This is a genomic window from Thauera linaloolentis 47Lol = DSM 12138 (genome assembly GCF_000310205.1).
Classification (GTDB): domain Bacteria; phylum Pseudomonadota; class Gammaproteobacteria; order Burkholderiales; family Rhodocyclaceae; genus Thauera; species Thauera linaloolentis.
On the sequence record NZ_AMXE01000048.1, the window covers coordinates 1 to 14,358 of the forward strand.

The 14,358-nt window shown below is 67.0% G+C and carries 16 protein-coding genes and 1 tRNA gene; 5 read left to right on the forward strand and 12 right to left on the reverse strand.

Going from position 1 to position 14,358, the window contains the following annotated elements:
• From C666_RS12330 to C666_RS12340, 3 genes are all read left to right on the forward strand, one after another.
• The coding region (locus C666_RS12330) for a L,D-transpeptidase family protein (protein ID WP_004339601.1) at nucleotides 1–977 on the forward strand (977 nt) is incomplete at its 5' end.
• 96 nt (nucleotides 978–1,073) lie between these two features.
• The gene (locus C666_RS12335; RefSeq protein WP_051019955.1) at nucleotides 1,074–2,306 is read left to right on the forward strand and encodes a glycosyltransferase family 4 protein; all 1,233 of its coding nucleotides are present in this window, start codon (nucleotides 1,074–1,076) and stop codon (nucleotides 2,304–2,306) included.
• Nucleotides 2,306–3,154, forward strand: coding sequence for a UDP-2,3-diacylglucosamine diphosphatase (locus tag C666_RS12340; protein ID WP_004339606.1), 849 nt, complete (start codon nucleotides 2,306–2,308; stop codon nucleotides 3,152–3,154). The genes C666_RS12335 and C666_RS12340 overlap by 1 nt, the downstream gene beginning before the upstream one ends.
• Here the strand turns inward: C666_RS12340 and C666_RS12345 are convergent.
• The 9 genes from C666_RS12345 to C666_RS12385 all read right to left on the reverse strand — a co-directional run bounded on the left by C666_RS12345 (nucleotide 3,133) and on the right by C666_RS12385 (nucleotide 10,096).
• The gene (locus C666_RS12345; protein WP_004339609.1) at nucleotides 3,133–3,366 is read right to left on the reverse strand and encodes a hypothetical protein; all 234 of its coding nucleotides are present in this window, start codon (nucleotides 3,364–3,366) and stop codon (nucleotides 3,133–3,135) included. The genes C666_RS12340 and C666_RS12345 overlap by 22 nt on opposite strands.
• Nucleotides 3,363–4,676: an MFS transporter gene (locus C666_RS12350; RefSeq protein WP_004339613.1), complete on the reverse strand. Its 1,314-nt coding sequence runs from the start codon at nucleotides 4,674–4,676 to the stop codon at nucleotides 3,363–3,365. Before C666_RS12350 ends, C666_RS12345 begins: the two co-directional genes overlap by 4 nt.
• A 26-nt stretch (nucleotides 4,677–4,702) precedes the next feature.
• Nucleotides 4,703–5,257, reverse strand: coding sequence for a hypothetical protein (locus C666_RS12355; protein ID WP_004339616.1), 555 nt, complete (start codon nucleotides 5,255–5,257; stop codon nucleotides 4,703–4,705).
• Between the two features lie 256 nt (nucleotides 5,258–5,513).
• Nucleotides 5,514–5,903, reverse strand: a complete 390-nt coding sequence (locus C666_RS12360) for an H-NS family nucleoid-associated regulatory protein (RefSeq protein WP_004339620.1) — start codon at nucleotides 5,901–5,903, stop codon at nucleotides 5,514–5,516.
• Nucleotides 5,904–5,965: 62 nt separating this feature from the next.
• Nucleotides 5,966–6,056 (reverse strand) — tRNA-Ser (locus C666_RS12365).
• A gap of 93 nt (nucleotides 6,057–6,149) precedes the next feature.
• Nucleotides 6,150–6,512 carry an Hpt domain-containing protein gene (locus C666_RS12370; RefSeq protein ID WP_004339624.1) on the reverse strand — a complete coding sequence of 121 codons (363 nt, stop codon included), beginning with the start codon at nucleotides 6,510–6,512 and terminating at the stop codon, nucleotides 6,150–6,152.
• Nucleotides 6,513–6,890 (reverse strand): response regulator, encoded by a 378-nt coding sequence (locus C666_RS12375; RefSeq protein ID WP_004339625.1) that lies wholly within the window; start codon nucleotides 6,888–6,890, stop codon nucleotides 6,513–6,515.
• Nucleotides 6,887–9,454, reverse strand: a complete 2,568-nt coding sequence (locus C666_RS12380) for a sensor histidine kinase (protein WP_004339628.1) — start codon at nucleotides 9,452–9,454, stop codon at nucleotides 6,887–6,889. Before C666_RS12380 ends, C666_RS12375 begins: the two co-directional genes overlap by 4 nt.
• 27 nt (nucleotides 9,455–9,481) lie before the next feature.
• Entirely contained in the window at nucleotides 9,482–10,096 is a 615-nt protein-coding gene (locus C666_RS12385; protein ID WP_004339633.1) for a response regulator, read from the reverse strand.
• A gap of 302 nt (nucleotides 10,097–10,398) precedes the next feature.
• On the opposite strand from C666_RS12385, the gene C666_RS12390 reads away from it, so the two are divergent.
• Together C666_RS12390 and C666_RS12395 are read left to right on the forward strand one after the other, a co-directional pair.
• Nucleotides 10,399–10,785: a DUF2237 family protein gene (locus C666_RS12390; RefSeq protein ID WP_028791975.1), complete on the forward strand. Its 387-nt coding sequence runs from the start codon at nucleotides 10,399–10,401 to the stop codon at nucleotides 10,783–10,785.
• Between the two features lie 3 nt (nucleotides 10,786–10,788).
• Nucleotides 10,789–11,097 (forward strand): DnaJ family domain-containing protein, encoded by a 309-nt coding sequence (locus tag C666_RS12395; RefSeq protein WP_004339637.1) that lies wholly within the window; start codon nucleotides 10,789–10,791, stop codon nucleotides 11,095–11,097.
• A 51-nt stretch (nucleotides 11,098–11,148) separates the two neighbouring features.
• On the opposite strand, the gene ettA is transcribed toward C666_RS12395, so the two are convergent.
• The 3 genes from ettA to C666_RS12410 form a co-directional block, all read right to left on the reverse strand.
• The gene (gene ettA, locus C666_RS12400; protein WP_004339639.1) at nucleotides 11,149–12,813 is read right to left on the reverse strand and encodes an energy-dependent translational throttle protein EttA; all 1,665 of its coding nucleotides are present in this window, start codon (nucleotides 12,811–12,813) and stop codon (nucleotides 11,149–11,151) included.
• Nucleotides 12,814–12,937: 124 nt separating this feature from the next.
• Nucleotides 12,938–13,438: a glutathione peroxidase gene (locus C666_RS12405; protein WP_004339642.1), complete on the reverse strand. Its 501-nt coding sequence runs from the start codon at nucleotides 13,436–13,438 to the stop codon at nucleotides 12,938–12,940.
• A gap of 140 nt (nucleotides 13,439–13,578) precedes the next feature.
• On the reverse strand, nucleotides 13,579–14,355 hold the full coding sequence (locus tag C666_RS12410) for a ferredoxin--NADP reductase (protein WP_004339643.1): 777 nt from the start codon (nucleotides 14,353–14,355) through the stop codon (nucleotides 13,579–13,581).
• Between the last annotated feature and the right edge of the window lie 3 nt (nucleotides 14,356–14,358).

The following is a 14,358-nucleotide window of genomic DNA, read 5'->3' on the forward strand; positions in this document are numbered from 1 at the left end:
GGCCGGGCGAACGCGGCGCGCGCGTGGCCGAGGTGCGCGCGCGCCTGGCGGCCGAAGGCGAGCCGGAACTGGCATCGAGCCCGGACGCCACGCTGTTCGACGACGCGCTGGCCGAGGCGGTGAAGCGCTTCCAGCGGCGTGCCGGCCTGGCGCTGGATGCGGCCATCGGGCGCCAGACGGTCGAGGCGCTCAACCTCGGGCCGGTGCAGCGGCTGGCGCAGATCCAGGTCAATCTGGAGCGCGTGCGCTGGGTGGCGCAGGACATGCGGGGCGACTACCTGATGGTGGATCTGACCGGCTACCAGGCCCGCCTGCACCGCGCCGGCCGGCTTGCCTGGTCTGCGCGCGCGATCGTCGGCAAGCCGACCCGGCAGACGCCTTCGCTGCTCGACAGCGTGCGCCATCTGGTGCTGAATCCGAAGTGGGTGGTGCCGCCCACCATATTGCGCGAGGACCTCATCCCCGGGGTGATACGCGATCCCGACTACCTGACCAGGCACCGCATGCGGGTGGTCGACCGCGATGGACAGGCGGTCGATCCGCAGCACATCGACTGGGAGGGGGCGCGCCGGCACGGCTTTCCGCACATGATTGTGCAGAACTCCGGGGCGGACGGCTCGCTGGGCCGCATCAAGTTCGCCCTTGCCAACCCGTATTCCATTTACCTGCACGATACCAACGCGCGCTCCTCGTTCAGGCGCGATACGCGTGCCTTGAGCTCGGGCTGCGTCCGCCTGGAGAGGCCGGAAGAACTGGCCGTGCTGCTGCTGGACGATGCGCGGCGCTGGAATGCCGAAGCGCTGCAGGAAGCGCTCGCGACGGACAAGACGCGCACGGTGCCGGTGACGCGCAGGATTCCGGTGTTGCTGCACTACGCCACGGCGGGCCTGGATGAGGACGGGAGCCTGCAGTTCCGTCCCGACATCTATGCCCGCGATGCGGCGGTGCTGGCCGCGCTGCGAGGCCCCGTCCGCTGAGCCGAAGCGAAGCGTGGTCCGGGCGCGGCCGTCTTGTCATGCCCCGTACATGAGGGCGTAACGTAGTCGTCTTTTTCGCCGCCTATGCTGCGGCGCATGAAAGCGATCGACTTCACGACCGAAGAGCTCTGCCACGATCCCCGCCTGCGCATCGCGCTGGTGACCGAGACCTGGCCGCCGGAAGTCAACGGCGTGGCGATGACGCTCAAACGCATGGTCGACGGCCTGATCCGGCGCGGACACAGCGTCCAGTTGATACGGCCCAAGCAGACCACCGAGGATGTCGCCACCCATGGCGGCGCGCTGGAAGAGGTGTTGTCGCGCGGGATCAAGCTGCCGCGCTACGACGGACTCAAGCTCGGCCTGCCGGCCAAGTCCAGCCTGGTCCGCACGTGGACGCGACAGCGGCCCGACCTGGTGCACGTGGCGACCGAGGGGCCGCTCGGCTGGACCGCGGTATCGGCCGCGCGCAAGCTGCGCCTGCCGGTCACGTCGGACTTCCATACCCGTTTCGAGCACTACAGCGCGCACTACGGCGTGGGCTGGCTGAGCCAGCCGGTCGCTGCCTATCTGCGCCGCTTCCACAATCGCACGGCCGCCACTTACGTGCCGACCTCCGAACTGGCGGGCGCGCTGGCCGCCCAGGGGTACGAGCGGGTCGAGGTGATTTCGCGAGGGGTGGATACGGTGCAGTATTCTCCGGCGCGCCGCAGCGAGGTGCTGCGCCAGCAATGGGGGGTGGCGCCGGGCGGGATCGCGGTGGTCAGCGTCGGGCGGCTGGCGCCGGAGAAGAACCTCGGGCTCACCCTGCGCGCCTTCGCCGCCATTCGCGAGCATCGCCCGGACGCGCGGATGGTGGTCGTCGGCGACGGGCCGATGCGCGATGTGATCGCCCGCGAATGTCCGCAGGCGGTGCTTGCCGGCATGCGGCATGGCGGGGATCTGGCGGCACATTACGCATCGGCCGATCTGTTTCTCTTTCCGAGCCTGACCGAGACTTTCGGCAACGTCACGCTCGAAGGCATGGCGAGCGGGTTGTGCACCGTGGCCTACGACTATGCCGCCGCCGCCGAGGTGATCCGCGACCTGCACAACGGCGCGATCGTGTGCTGCGGCGACGAGGAAGGCTTCATCCAGCGCGCCGTCCAGCTGGCCTGCGCGAGCGGGCTGCGTGCCGACATCGGCCGCGAGGCGCGGCGCACCGCGGAAGGCATCGACTGGGAGCGCGTGTGCGACCATTTTGCCGAGGCCCTCCTGCGCGCCTGGCGGGGCAAGGCCCTTGCCCATGACGATCGAGTCTTGTTACGCACGCAGGGAGGGGAAAGCTGATGCCGGCCGTTCGCACAATCTTCATTTCCGATGTCCACCTCGGCACCCGGGCAAGCCAGGCCGAGCGCCTGCGCGCCTTCCTGAAAGAATACGAATCGGAGTACCTCTACCTGCTCGGCGACATCATCGACTTCTGGGCGATGAGCCGCAGCGTGCAGTGGGCGCCGGCGCACAATACCGTGGTGCAGAAGGTGCTGCGCCGCGCACGCCAGGGCGACAAGGTGTTCTTCATTCCCGGCAACCACGACGAAACCCTGCGCGAGTATGTCGGCACCGCCTTCGGCAACATCCGCATCGAGCGCGAATGGGTCCACGAAACCATCGACGGCCGGCGCTACTGGCTGATCCACGGCGATGAATACGACCAGGTCACGCGCCACCACCGCTGGGTCGCGGTGCTGGGGGACGTGGCCTACAACACGCTCGTGCGGCTGAACATCGTGCTGTCGCGCGTGCGCCGCTTCCTGCACATCCCCGGCTACTGGTCGCTGGCGGGCTACGCCAAGCAGAAGGTGAAGCGCGCGGTCAGCTTCATCTTCGACTTCGAGGACGCGGTGGCGCATGCTGCGCAGCAGCGCGGTGTGGACGGGGTGATCTGCGGCCACATCCATTCGGTTTCGGACCGCCGTATCGGCAAGGTGCGCTACCTGAACTGCGGCGACTGGGTCGATACCTGCAGCGCCGTCGTCGAGCACTACGACGGCCGCATCGAGGTGCTGCGCTGGGGCATGGAGGCCACGGTGCCGTTGCCCGTCGCCGAAGCCGAGGCGCGCCCTCCGCTTCCGGCGGCGGGCAAGGCCCGCTCGCCGCTGGACGTCGAGCGCATCTATCTCACGCCGGACGTCTGATCGCCCGGCGGGGTGTCTTCGCGCATGAGGCCGATGGCGAGGCGCAGGCCTATCCAGGCATTCATCAGCGCGAAGCCCGCCACCACGATCATCGCCAGTGGCACCAGCGGGTAGCTGCGCAGCACCCAGGCCAGGATCGACGACAGCACATTGAGCACCAGCATCAGCCAGAATGCCGGGTTGCGTGGCTGCCACAGGCGGGAGAGTTTCACCGGGATTCCAGGAAGGGCCGGCCCCCGAGCGTGCCGCGGCGGTGGATGGCGTAAACGTAGAGCGCCAGCCCGACCTCGATCGCTCCGATGCTGATGAAGACCGGTGCGTGCGGGCTGGCGCTGAGGCTGCCGTAGAAGGCCAGCAGCAGGCTGCTGATCAGCGGCCCGGCGGCAAAGCCGAGCGAGCCCGCCATGTTGAACGCGGCGAGCGCGCTTGCGCGGCAGTCCTCGCCGCCATAGTGCGCGGCCAGCACCAGCGAGGGGGCGTACATCAGCGCGGCGATCACGCCGCCGGCGGCCATCGTCCACACGATCCATCCGGCGGGCACGAAAGCCAGGGCGCCGAGAAAGACGCCGTACAGGATGCTGCCCGCCACCATCATCAACAGCGGGTCCCAGTAGCGCGACAGATGGCCGGCGGGCCAGGTCAGCAGCGAGAATGGAATCAGGAACGCGGCCATTGCCATGCCGATCGCGCGGGCGTCGAAGCCCAATGTGAGGCCGAAGTAGAGCGACAGCGTCGAGACGATGAAGCCCACGGTCAGCCGGTCGGCGAACGAAAAGGCGAGCGGGATGGCGAGTGCGCGCCGTGCGCGCAGCGTGTCGAGAATCTGGCCGATCGCCATGCGCGGGCGTGCCGCCGTGGCGTCGCGCAGGCCGGCGGCGCCGACGGCCGCCAGTGCCAGCGACAGCAGTCCGCCGCCCAGCGGCACCCACAGCGGATCGATGCCGCCGATCACGCCGCCGAGCGGTGCGCCGGTGGCCACGCCGAGGCTGATCGACGCCCCGATGGCGCCCATGCGGCCGCCCAGCCCGCCATGCCCGACCTGGTCCGAGCCCAGCGCCATCAGCAGCGACAGCGCCGACATGTGGGCGAAGCCCTCGAGCAGGCGCAAGGCCAGCAGTACCGCGTAGCTGTCGAGTTGCCGGTAGGCGAAGGCGATGCCGAGCAGGGTCAGCCCGTTCAAGGCCAGAGCCGCGACCGCCAGCGCCTTGCGCCGGCCGAGCCGGTCGGACAGCAGCCCGGCGACCGGGGCGCCGACGAGCGCGCCGATCATGTTGATCGACATGAAAAAGTGGCTGGCGAACTGCCCCAGGCCGTCGAAGCGCTGCGCGGTGAATGCCGACAGGACCGGCACCATGCCGGTGACCGGCAGCATCAGGCCGAACAGCAGCAGGAGCGGCACGAGCGCGTGCGAGGGCTTGTCGCCGGATAGGCTGGGAGAAGGGGCGCGGGGGCTGGAGGCGGCCATGGGCTTGGGGGGCTTGGTGGACAGGCGCAATGATACGCCGTGGGCCGCCGGCGGCACGACGTACCGCCTGCCGCCTTGGCGCTTCAGTCCTCGGCGCGTTCCGGCGGCCGGAATCCGTCCAGTATCCAGGCCGTCGCGCTCGCGTTCGTCAGGCGGAAATCGGGCCGCACGCGCACCTGCGCCAGCTGTTCGCCGAATGCGTCGAGTGCGCTGAGGGTGGCGTAGGGTTCGTACTCGTCGGGCGTGATGTCGAGCCGGATGTCCCATTCGCGATCGAGCGCGAACACCGCGGCGCGTTTGTGCAGTGCCGCGTGGGCCTGCTGGGCGTGGCGTTGCAGGACCTCGGTGGCGGTCTTGACCAGGGTGTTGAAAGCGGGCGGGTCGAGCGGCTTCGGGTTTTTCTTGTCGCGCCCCATCGTCCATGGCCCCACGAGCGCGGGCTCCGGCTCGCCATCCTTGAGCATTTCGACGGCCCAGCCGTCGTCGTCCTCGTTCTTGATGACGCGCGCGGTCCAGCCATTGTCGTGCCACAGGCGTTCTTCGCGGATGGCGGCTGCTTCGTCGGCGGGCGTCATTTCCGGCGCCTGCACGGTATCGGCCGCTTCGGGTGTCGCGCCGGCAATGGGCAGTGGGGGCATGGTGTCGTGTCGTGGTGTGAGAATGCGTTGTTCGGCCGCCGGCTTGGCCGCGGGGCGTGATCCTTCTTGCGCGGGGGCGGGCGTGGGACGGCTTCGCCGCGCGCGGCCGGGCGGAGGCGGAGCGGTTCCGCCGGGAAGTTCTAGGCTGAGTTGGCTCACGTCTGACCCTTCGGCTGCAACTGTCGTTTGGCTGTTATTTTATACAGTTGTCCGGAGAGGGCAAGCGCCACCGGGTGGCCGTGGAGACCGGAGCGGGTCAGCGATCGTGTGCCGAAGGCGTGCTTCTGGTGTGGCGTCGATGGCTGGCGGCAAGCTTTTCGGCGGCGTTTTCCATCGCGCTCCAGGAGCCGCCGTGTGCCAGGTAGGCCGTCACCCAGTCCGGCATCGCGCCTTCTCCCGTCCAGGTGAGCGTGCGGCTCGCGGGGTGGACGTAGCGGATTTCGGGCGCGGGCGCAGCCGCTGCGGGCTCTGCTGCCGGCGTCGGCACGTCTGTCGCGGAAAGCGCTGCCTCGGTCTCGGCTTCGACCACGGCTGGCGGTTCCGCGGCTGCCGGAGCCGGGTTTTCGCGCGCCGCAATCTCTTGCTTGATCTCGGCAAGCAGGCTTTCCAGTTCCGGAAGGGTGTGCTTGCTCAGGCTGAAAGGCATACTCGGCCGATATGAAAAGACCCCACAACCAATCGATTTGCAGGGCCTTTTCTTGACTGTTCTGGCGGACAGGGCGGGATTCGAACCCGCGTCAGGGTATTACCCTGAACACGCTTTCCAGGCGTGCGACTTAAACCACTCATCCACCTGTCCGAGGAAGCGGGAAATTATAGTCGGCCAAATGGAAATCAGGAAGCGAAATTTACATGATGTCCCGCCGGGCGGTCGTTGCGGCCGCCATCCGTCTCAGGGAAGGGCGAGATAGTCGGCGACTTCGTCGGCAACGGCGTGGAGTTCGCGCTGCAGCGCCTCGATGTCGGCCGGCCCCGGCAGGAAGTCCTGAGCCGGTGCCTTGCAGCGCAGTTCAAGGGCCGTGGCCATGTCTGCGGCGTGCGCCGCATGAATCTGGGCCAGCGTGCCCCGCAGCGTGTGCGCGATGCGTGAGAGCCGTGCCGTGTTGCCGGCCTCGGCGGCGGTGCGGAGATCGTTCTGGACGCTGCTATGCCAGTTCTCGAATGTGCCGAGCACCGTCCGGACGATCTCGGTGTTGTCGAAGAGGTCGACGAGCAGTGCCTGCGGATCGAAGTGGGTGTAGCGGGGCGCGTGCATTCAGTGCTGTCCAGGGGTGCCGATGGATTGCGTCAGCGATGCAATCGTGATCGGTTTGATCAGGGTACCGTCGAAACCGCAGTTCAGGAAACGGTCGGCGTCTTCGGTCATGGCGTGCGCGGTGTAGGCGATCACGCGGATGCCCTTCCACTCGGAGCGCGCGCGGATGCGCGCGCATGCGGCCTCTCCGCCCATGTCCGGCATCGAGATGTCGAGCAGTATCGCGGCGGGCTGGATGCCCTCGAGCCGCGCGAGCATGGCGCGGGCGTTGTCGAAGGTCTCGACGGTCCAGCCCAGCCGCGTGAGGAGCGCGTCCGCGACCTTGAGGTTGATGTCGTTGTCGTCGGTGACGAAGGCGAGGTGTTGCGAAATGCTCATGATGTGGTGTACGCCATGTCCGGCGTGGCCTTGCGGGACAGCGTCACGGTGAAGGTGGAGCCTGCGCCCGGCACGGAGTCGGCTTCGAGCCTGCCGCCCATCATTTCGACCATCTGGCGAGCGAGGGGCAGTCCCAGTCCGGTTCCGCGGTGACGGCGCGTGAGGAAGTTCTCTGCCTGATAGAAGGGTTCGAAGATTCGCGGCAGCTCGTTTTCCGGAATGCCGATACCCGTGTCGGCGACCGTGATCATCATATGCGCCTCCTGTTCGCGGACACGGATTGTAATACGCCCTTCGTGTGTGAACTTCACCGCGTTGGAGAGCAGGTTGTCGATGACCTGGCGCAGGCGGATCGGGTCCGCGTCGGCTTCGCAGGGGCCGGCGGGCAGTTCGGTGGCGAGTTCGACGCCCTTGGCGCTGGCGCCGACACGATGCAGCGCCGCGATGGCCGACAGCAGGGGGACGAGATCGACGGTCTGCATGCTGAGGGCCAGCCGGTTGGCCTCGATCTTGGCCAGGTCGAGCACGTCGTTGAGCACGGCCATCAGGTGCTGGCCGCTGTCGCGTATGGTTTCCGCGTGTCCGCGCATGCCGTCGTCGGCGATCTCGAGGCTGAGCAGTTCGGCCAGGCCGATGATGCCGTTGAGCGGCGTACGCAGCTCGTGGGACATGTTGGCGAGGAATTCGCTTTTCATGCGGTTGGCCTGCTCGGCGGTGCGGCGTGCATCCTCCAGACGCGCGATCGAGGCCTGGACGGCGTCGGCCATGCGGTTGAAGGAGCGGTTCAGTTCGGCCATCTCGTCCTTGCCGCGGACTGTCAGCCGGTGGTCGAGGTCGCCGTACTGGAAGCGGTGGATGCCGCCGATGACGTCGGTGATGCGCCGTGTCAGCAGGTTCGCCATCCAGACCGCGATCAGGAGCACGGCAACGATCATCAGCAAGGTCGAGACCGTGATGCCGGCGGTGGTCTGGCGCAGGTTCTGGCGGATGTCGGAAATCAGCGCATCGCGTTCGTCGCGGGTCTTCTGGTCCGACAAGGCGATCATGTCGGATATCCTGCGGCCCGACTCGGTGGCGGCGCGGTGGAATTCGTCGACGTTCGCGCCGATCGTCACATAGCCGAAGCCGCGCGGCGACTTGCCGTAGTTACCGGTGTAGTAGGGGATCGTCGCCACCGTGGTGAGCTTGTTCAGGCCGCTGAAGAAGATGCTGAACGATCCCGAGCCGCCGTGTTCGGTCAGGTCGTGCCAGCCGCGGCACTGCGGCGAAAAGTTCAGGTAGGGGCAGTCCAGTGCCACATGGCCGGATGCAGCGGAGGCGGGGTGTATCTGGCGTGTCAGGCGCTGGTCGCGGTACAGCTCGACGCGTGGGGCGTATTCGTGCCAGGCGAGTCCGCTCGCCTGCCATTCTTCGTACAGATCGATGTCGAGCAGCGGAGGGGCCGGCTGGCCGGTGTCCGGATCGAAGCCGCGAATGAAATAGTCGCGAGCATGGGAGATGTTCCGCCCCTTGTAATCCCACATGAACGCATAGTTGCCCGATTCGGGGTCCGCGATCGGCGCGCGACGCGCGGCCGTGGGGCGCACGAGATCGGTGAATGCCATCAGGTGGGCGTGGTCGAGCGCGAGCGTGACGTAGCCGACGACGGCGCCGTCGCGCACGACCGGCGTCGCCCACCGCACCAGGCCTTCGAAGCGCTTGCCGACGGGGTTCTCCAGGCCGGCATAGCCCGAGTCCTCGGGTGCGAAGGGCTTGCCTTCCCGGTGCGCCGCCTGCGGCGTATAGGGGCCGATCCAGTGGGCCCGCACCTGTGCGCCGATGACGTCGGAGACGTGGATTTCCCCCGGCTTGAGCTTCCGCAGCGCGGGCCAGTAGCGTTCGGCGCGCACGAAGGTGTTCTCGGGGCGGGTGATGTCGCGCAGCGCGGGAGAAAGCAGGCGTTCGCCGGCATGGCTCAGTTGCTTGATCCGTTCCACGCCATCGAGGCCGATGAAGGTGATCTCCAGGAACAGGGGCTGGAGCCGGGCGATGGCGGCGGTGTTGGGGCTGCGGTAGTGAAGGTTGCGGGCATTGTCCGGCAGCGGTGCGCGGACCAGGCGGGCATCGGCTTCCGCAGGCGTGACCTCGACCCAGCCCTTGCCGTCCTCGCCGGGGCGGTAGGGGCCGTGATCCTCGATGAGGCGCTGGTGGTTGTCGATGAAGCGCCGATACTGTTCCGCCGCGGGTTCGACGGCGGCCGCGCGGCGGATGTCCTGGTCACGGTCGTACAGGAACTGCGCGACTTCGTAGGCGATGCCGGTGGTGAGTTCCTCGATGGCTTCGCGCGAGCGGTTGTCGAGGGCCTCGATGGCGTCCTCGGTGGCCGTCTTGCCCGTGGTCCGCTGGGTCTCGAGCATGGCCTCTGACATCGATACCGCGCGATACGTGACGCGTCGGGCCAGATCGCTGGTGGCACCCCAGGCAAACAGCGCGAGCAGCAGCAGCGGAACGACCTTGATCGCGACGAAGATCGCGATCAGTTTCGCGCGAAGGCTAAGCGCCTCGGCCCAGGACAGAAGGCGCATCTTGCAGCCTCGGCGAAAGCGGAAACCTTAGTTCGTGCGTGTGCGCTTGCGCTGTGCGATCAGGGCCTGCATGTAGCCGTGAAGCTGGTGGAAGGGCACCGGCTTGCGGTACACCGTCACATCCTCGGGCAGGCCGCCTTCGGTCTTGATTTCGTCGGCGGTGAGCGCCGACACGACGACGATGGCGGTCTCGCTGGCGACGGGGTTCTCGCGCAGGCGGCGGATCATCTCGAAGCCGTCCAGGCCGGGCATGCGCAGATCGGCGATCAGCAGGTCGGGGGGCTCGCGGCCGAGTTCGACGAGGGCGTCGAGCCCGTGGTCGAGCACGCACAATTCGATGTCCATCGGCCAGCTGGCGAAGGTCTCCCGGTACACCGCCTGCAGCAGGCTGTCGTCCTCGACCACGACCACGCGCAGCTTGCCGCTGCCGTTGCGTGGGCGGGGAGCGCTGGGCTGCTGGCTGCGGGCGAGCAGGGCGTCGACCGAGTCCTGGCGGATGCGGCGGTGGCCTCCGGCCGTCTTCCAGCCGGCGAGCGTGCCGCTTTCGACCATCTGCTGGACGGCTCCTAGCGAAAGACCGAGCTGGCGGGCGGCCTGAGCGGTACTGATGAATTCGCGATTGGAGTCAGCGTTGCGCGCCATGGGGTGAATCCGACAAATTTCGTAAAAGGGAGAAAATAACAGCAATCGCCCTACAGCCGCAAATGTTAATGCAATCAGACTGAAAATATGCTCGGGATAGGCGTCCCCGCAGGGATTCCAGGGGCCTCTTCCGAGCCTTGCCGCACGGCCGCGCCGGCAGTGCCGGACGTCTGCCGCGGCGGGCCCGTCCGGCCGGCAACAGGCCCCGTTCCGGCTTTACAATCGGAAGCGCGCCCGATGGGTCCGATGCCGCCTCGCCGGACCTCGCAGCGCGCGTATTGCGACGAGACTCCTGGATGAACATGAACGCTTCGAAGAATGTGCTGGGCGGGCCGCTGCTCGCCTGCAGCTACGCCCCGTTGACGGGTTTCTACCGTACGGGCTGCTGCGAAACGGGGGCGGAAGACCTCGGCCGCCATGTGATCTGCGTGCGCGTCACCGACGGCTTCCTGCGCTTTTCGCGCAGCGTCGGCAACGATCTGTCCACGCCGAGGCCCGAGTACCGTTTCGCAGGGCTCAAGGCCGGGGACCGCTGGTGCCTGTGTGCCATGCGCTGGAAGGAAGCCTGGCAGGCAGGTTTCGCCCCGCCCGTGGTGCTCGAAGCCACCCATGAAGCGGCGCTGCGCGTCGTCGATCTCGACACCCTGAAGGCTCATGCCTATGGCGCAGCCGCAGGGCCCGGGGGATGAGGCATGGCCTCGATCCACGACCTCCTCGCCGAACGACGCATTGCCGACGCCCTGCGGCGGGGCGAGTTCGAACATTTGCCGGGCGAGGGCAAGCCGCTCGTCTTCGACGAGACGCTCTTCGTCTCGCCCGAGCAGCGCATGGCCGGCAAGGTGTTGCGCAACGCAGGCTTCAGTCCGCCGGAAATCGGCCTGCGCAAGGAAATCGCCAGGCTGCGGGCCGAGCTTGCCGGGCTGGCCGAAGGCGAGCAGCGGGCGGCGTCGCGCAGGAGGTTGGCGATGCTGATCGTGCAATTGGGGGAAATGCGGCGCTGAACGCCCGCTGCATCGGATTGCAGCGGGCGTGATCCGAGACGGTGCGTCCGGTCAGCGTGCGATCGGCTTGTAGCGGATGCGCTTCGGCTTCGCGCCTTCTTCGCCCAGGCGCTTCTTCTTGTCTTCCTCGTATTCTTGGTAGTTGCCGGCGAAGAAGGTCCATTGCGAATCGCCTTCGGCCGCCAGGATGTGGGTGCAGATGCGGTCGAGGAACCAGCGGTCGTGCGAGATCACCAGCGCGCAGCCGGCGAATTCGAGCAGCGCGTCTTCCAGCGCGCGCAGGGTCTCGACGTCGAGGTCGTTGGACGGTTCGTCCAGCAGCAGCACGTTGCCGCCCTGGATCAGCGTCTTGGCCAGGTGCAGGCGGCCGCGCTCGCCGCCTGACAGATTGCCGACGATCTTCTGCTGGTCGCCGCCCTTGAAGTTGAAGCGGCCGATGTAGGCGCGGCTCGGCATCTCGAAACGGCCCACGGTCAGCACGTCGGCGCCGTCGGCGATGGCGTCGAACACCGTCTTGTCGTTGGCCAGCCCGTCGCGGCTCTGGTCTACGGCGGCGATCTTCACCGTCTGGCCGACCTCGACGGTGCCGGCGTCCGGCGTGTCGCGGCCTTCGATCATCTTGAACAGCGTCGACTTGCCCGCGCCGTTGGGGCCGATGATGCCGACGATGGCGCCCGGCGGGATGCTGAAGCTGATGTCGTCCATCAGCAGCTTGTCGCCGAAGGCCTTGGTGACGCCCTTGAACTCGATGACCTTGTCGCCCAGGCGTTCGCCGGGCGGGATGAAGATCTCCTGCGTCTCGTTGCGGCGCTGGTATTCGACGCTGGCCATTTCCTCGTAGCGCGTCAGGCGTGCCTTGGACTTGGCCTGGCGCGCCTTGGGATTGGAGCGCGCCCATTCCAGCTCCTGCTTCATCGCCTTCTGGTGCGCGGCTTCCTGCTTGGCCTCCTGTGCCAGGCGATCACCCTTCTGTTCCAGCCAGGACGAATAGTTGCCCTTCCAGGGAATGCCGTGGCCGCGGTCGAGCTCCAGGATCCATTCGGCGGCGTTGTCGAGGAAGTAGCGGTCGTGGGTGACGGCCACCACGGTGCCGGGGAAGCGGGTCAGGAACTGCTCCAGCCATTCGACCGATTCGGCATCGAGGTGGTTGGTCGGTTCGTCCAGCAGCAGCATGTCCGGCTTGGACAGCAGCAGCTTGCACAGCGCCACGCGGCGCTTCTCGCCGCCCGAGAGATTGCCGATGACGGCGTCCCAGGGGGGCAGGCGCAACGCGTCGGCGGCGATTTCCATCTGGTTGTCGATGTCGCTGCCAGCCGTAGCCAGGATGTTCTCGTACTTCGCCTGTTCCTCGGCGAGCTTGTCGAAGTCGGCGTCGGGCTCGGCATAGGCGGCGTAGACTTCTTCCAGCTTCTGGCGCGCCTCCATGATCTCGCCCAGCGCGGATTCGACTTCTTCCTTCACCGTCTTCGCAGGGTCGAGCTCGGGCTCCTGCGGCAAGTAGCCGATGCGCTGGCCGGCGAGCCATTGCACCTCGCCGTCGTATTCCTTGTCCACGCCGGCCATGATGCGCAGCACGGTGGATTTGCCCGAGCCGTTGAGGCCGAGCAGGCCGATCTTGGCGCCGGGGAAGAAAGAGAGCGAAATATCCTTGATGATCTGGCGCTTGGGCGGAACGATCTTGCTCACGCGCAGCATCGACATGACGTACTGGGCCAATTGCTTACCTCGCAGACGGTTGGGGTCGGGCGAAAAGGCGGCAGTCTACCTGAGCGGGCCGATGCTGGCATCCCGCCCGGCGTGGTGGCAGGAGGCCTGCAGGGTTCGTTCAGCGGAGAGGCTTTCAGTCCGGGGCTGGCGCGGCCAGCATGGTCTCGATGTCCCCGACCAGTTCTTCGGGCGTGGTCGTCGGCGCGTAGCGCTCGATGTGCTGGCCGTCGCGGCTGACGAGGAACTTGGTGAAGTTCCACTTGATTGCCTCGGTGCCGAGGATGCCTTTCGCGTGCTGCTTCAGGTATTTGTACAAGGGATGGGCGTCGTCGCCATTGACGTCGATCTTGGCGAACATCGGAAAGCTGACGCCGTAGTTGGTTTCGCAGAAGGCGCCGATTTCCTCTGCGCCGCCCGGCTCCTGCGCGCCGAACTGGTTGCAAGGGAAGCCGAGCACCACCAGCCCGCGATCCTTGTAGGCCCGGTACAGCTTCTCCAGCCCGGCGTAGTGCGGAGTGAGCCCGCACTGGCTGGCGGTGTTGACGATGAGCAGCAGCTTGCCGGCGTATTCGGTGAGGGGAACGGTGCCGCCGCTCAGGCGTTCGGCCTGGATGTCGTAGAGGGAAGAAGGCATGCGGAGCTCCGGAGGGAGGTTTGGGGGAGGTTGGAACCCCGCATGCCGAAAAAGATCCTCACGCTCCCGCCATGCGGATCGCTGCCCTCAAGGGGCGCTTTTCGCCTTGTAGCGGGGGGAGGAAAAGTCTGTGCGCCTGCTTATTTCTCGACGAAGGCGCGCTCGATGACGTAGTCGCCCGGCTGGCCGATGCGCGGCGACATCTTGAAGCCGCGCGCGTCGAGCATGGCGCAGCAGTCCGCGTTCATCGCCTGGCTGCCGCAGATCATCACGCGGTCCTGCGCCGGGTCGAAGGGCGGCAGGCCGATGTCGGCGAACAGCTTGCCGGTCTCGACCACATGCGTGATGCGGCCGGTGTTGCGGAAGGGCTCGCGGGTGACGGTCGGGTAATAGATCAACTGCTTGCGAACCTGTTCGCCGAAGAACTCGTTCTGCGGCAGTTCCCGGGTGATGAAGTCGGTGTAGGCGAGCTCGGAGACGAAGCGCACGCCGTGGATCAGCACCACTTTTTCGAAGCGCTCATAGGTTTCCGGATCCTGGATCACGCTCAGGAAGGGGGCCAGGCCGGTGCCGGTGGCGAGCAGGTAGAGATGCTTGCCGGGGTTCAGGTCGTGCAGCACCAGCGTGCCGGTGGGCTTCTTGCTGACGATGATCGAGTCGCCTTCGCGCAGATGCTGCAGGCGCGAGGTGAGCGGGCCGTTCTGCACCTTGATGCTGAAGAATTCCAGGTGCTCTTCGTAGTTGGGACTGGCGATGCTGTAGGCGCGGGTCAGCGGCTTGCCCTCGACATCCAGCCCGATCATCACGAACTGGCCGTTCTCGAAACGCAGGCCCGGGTCGCGCGTGGTGCGGAAGCTGAACAGCGATTCGTTCCAGTGATGGACGCTGAGGACACGTTCGGTAAGCAGGTTGCTCATGGC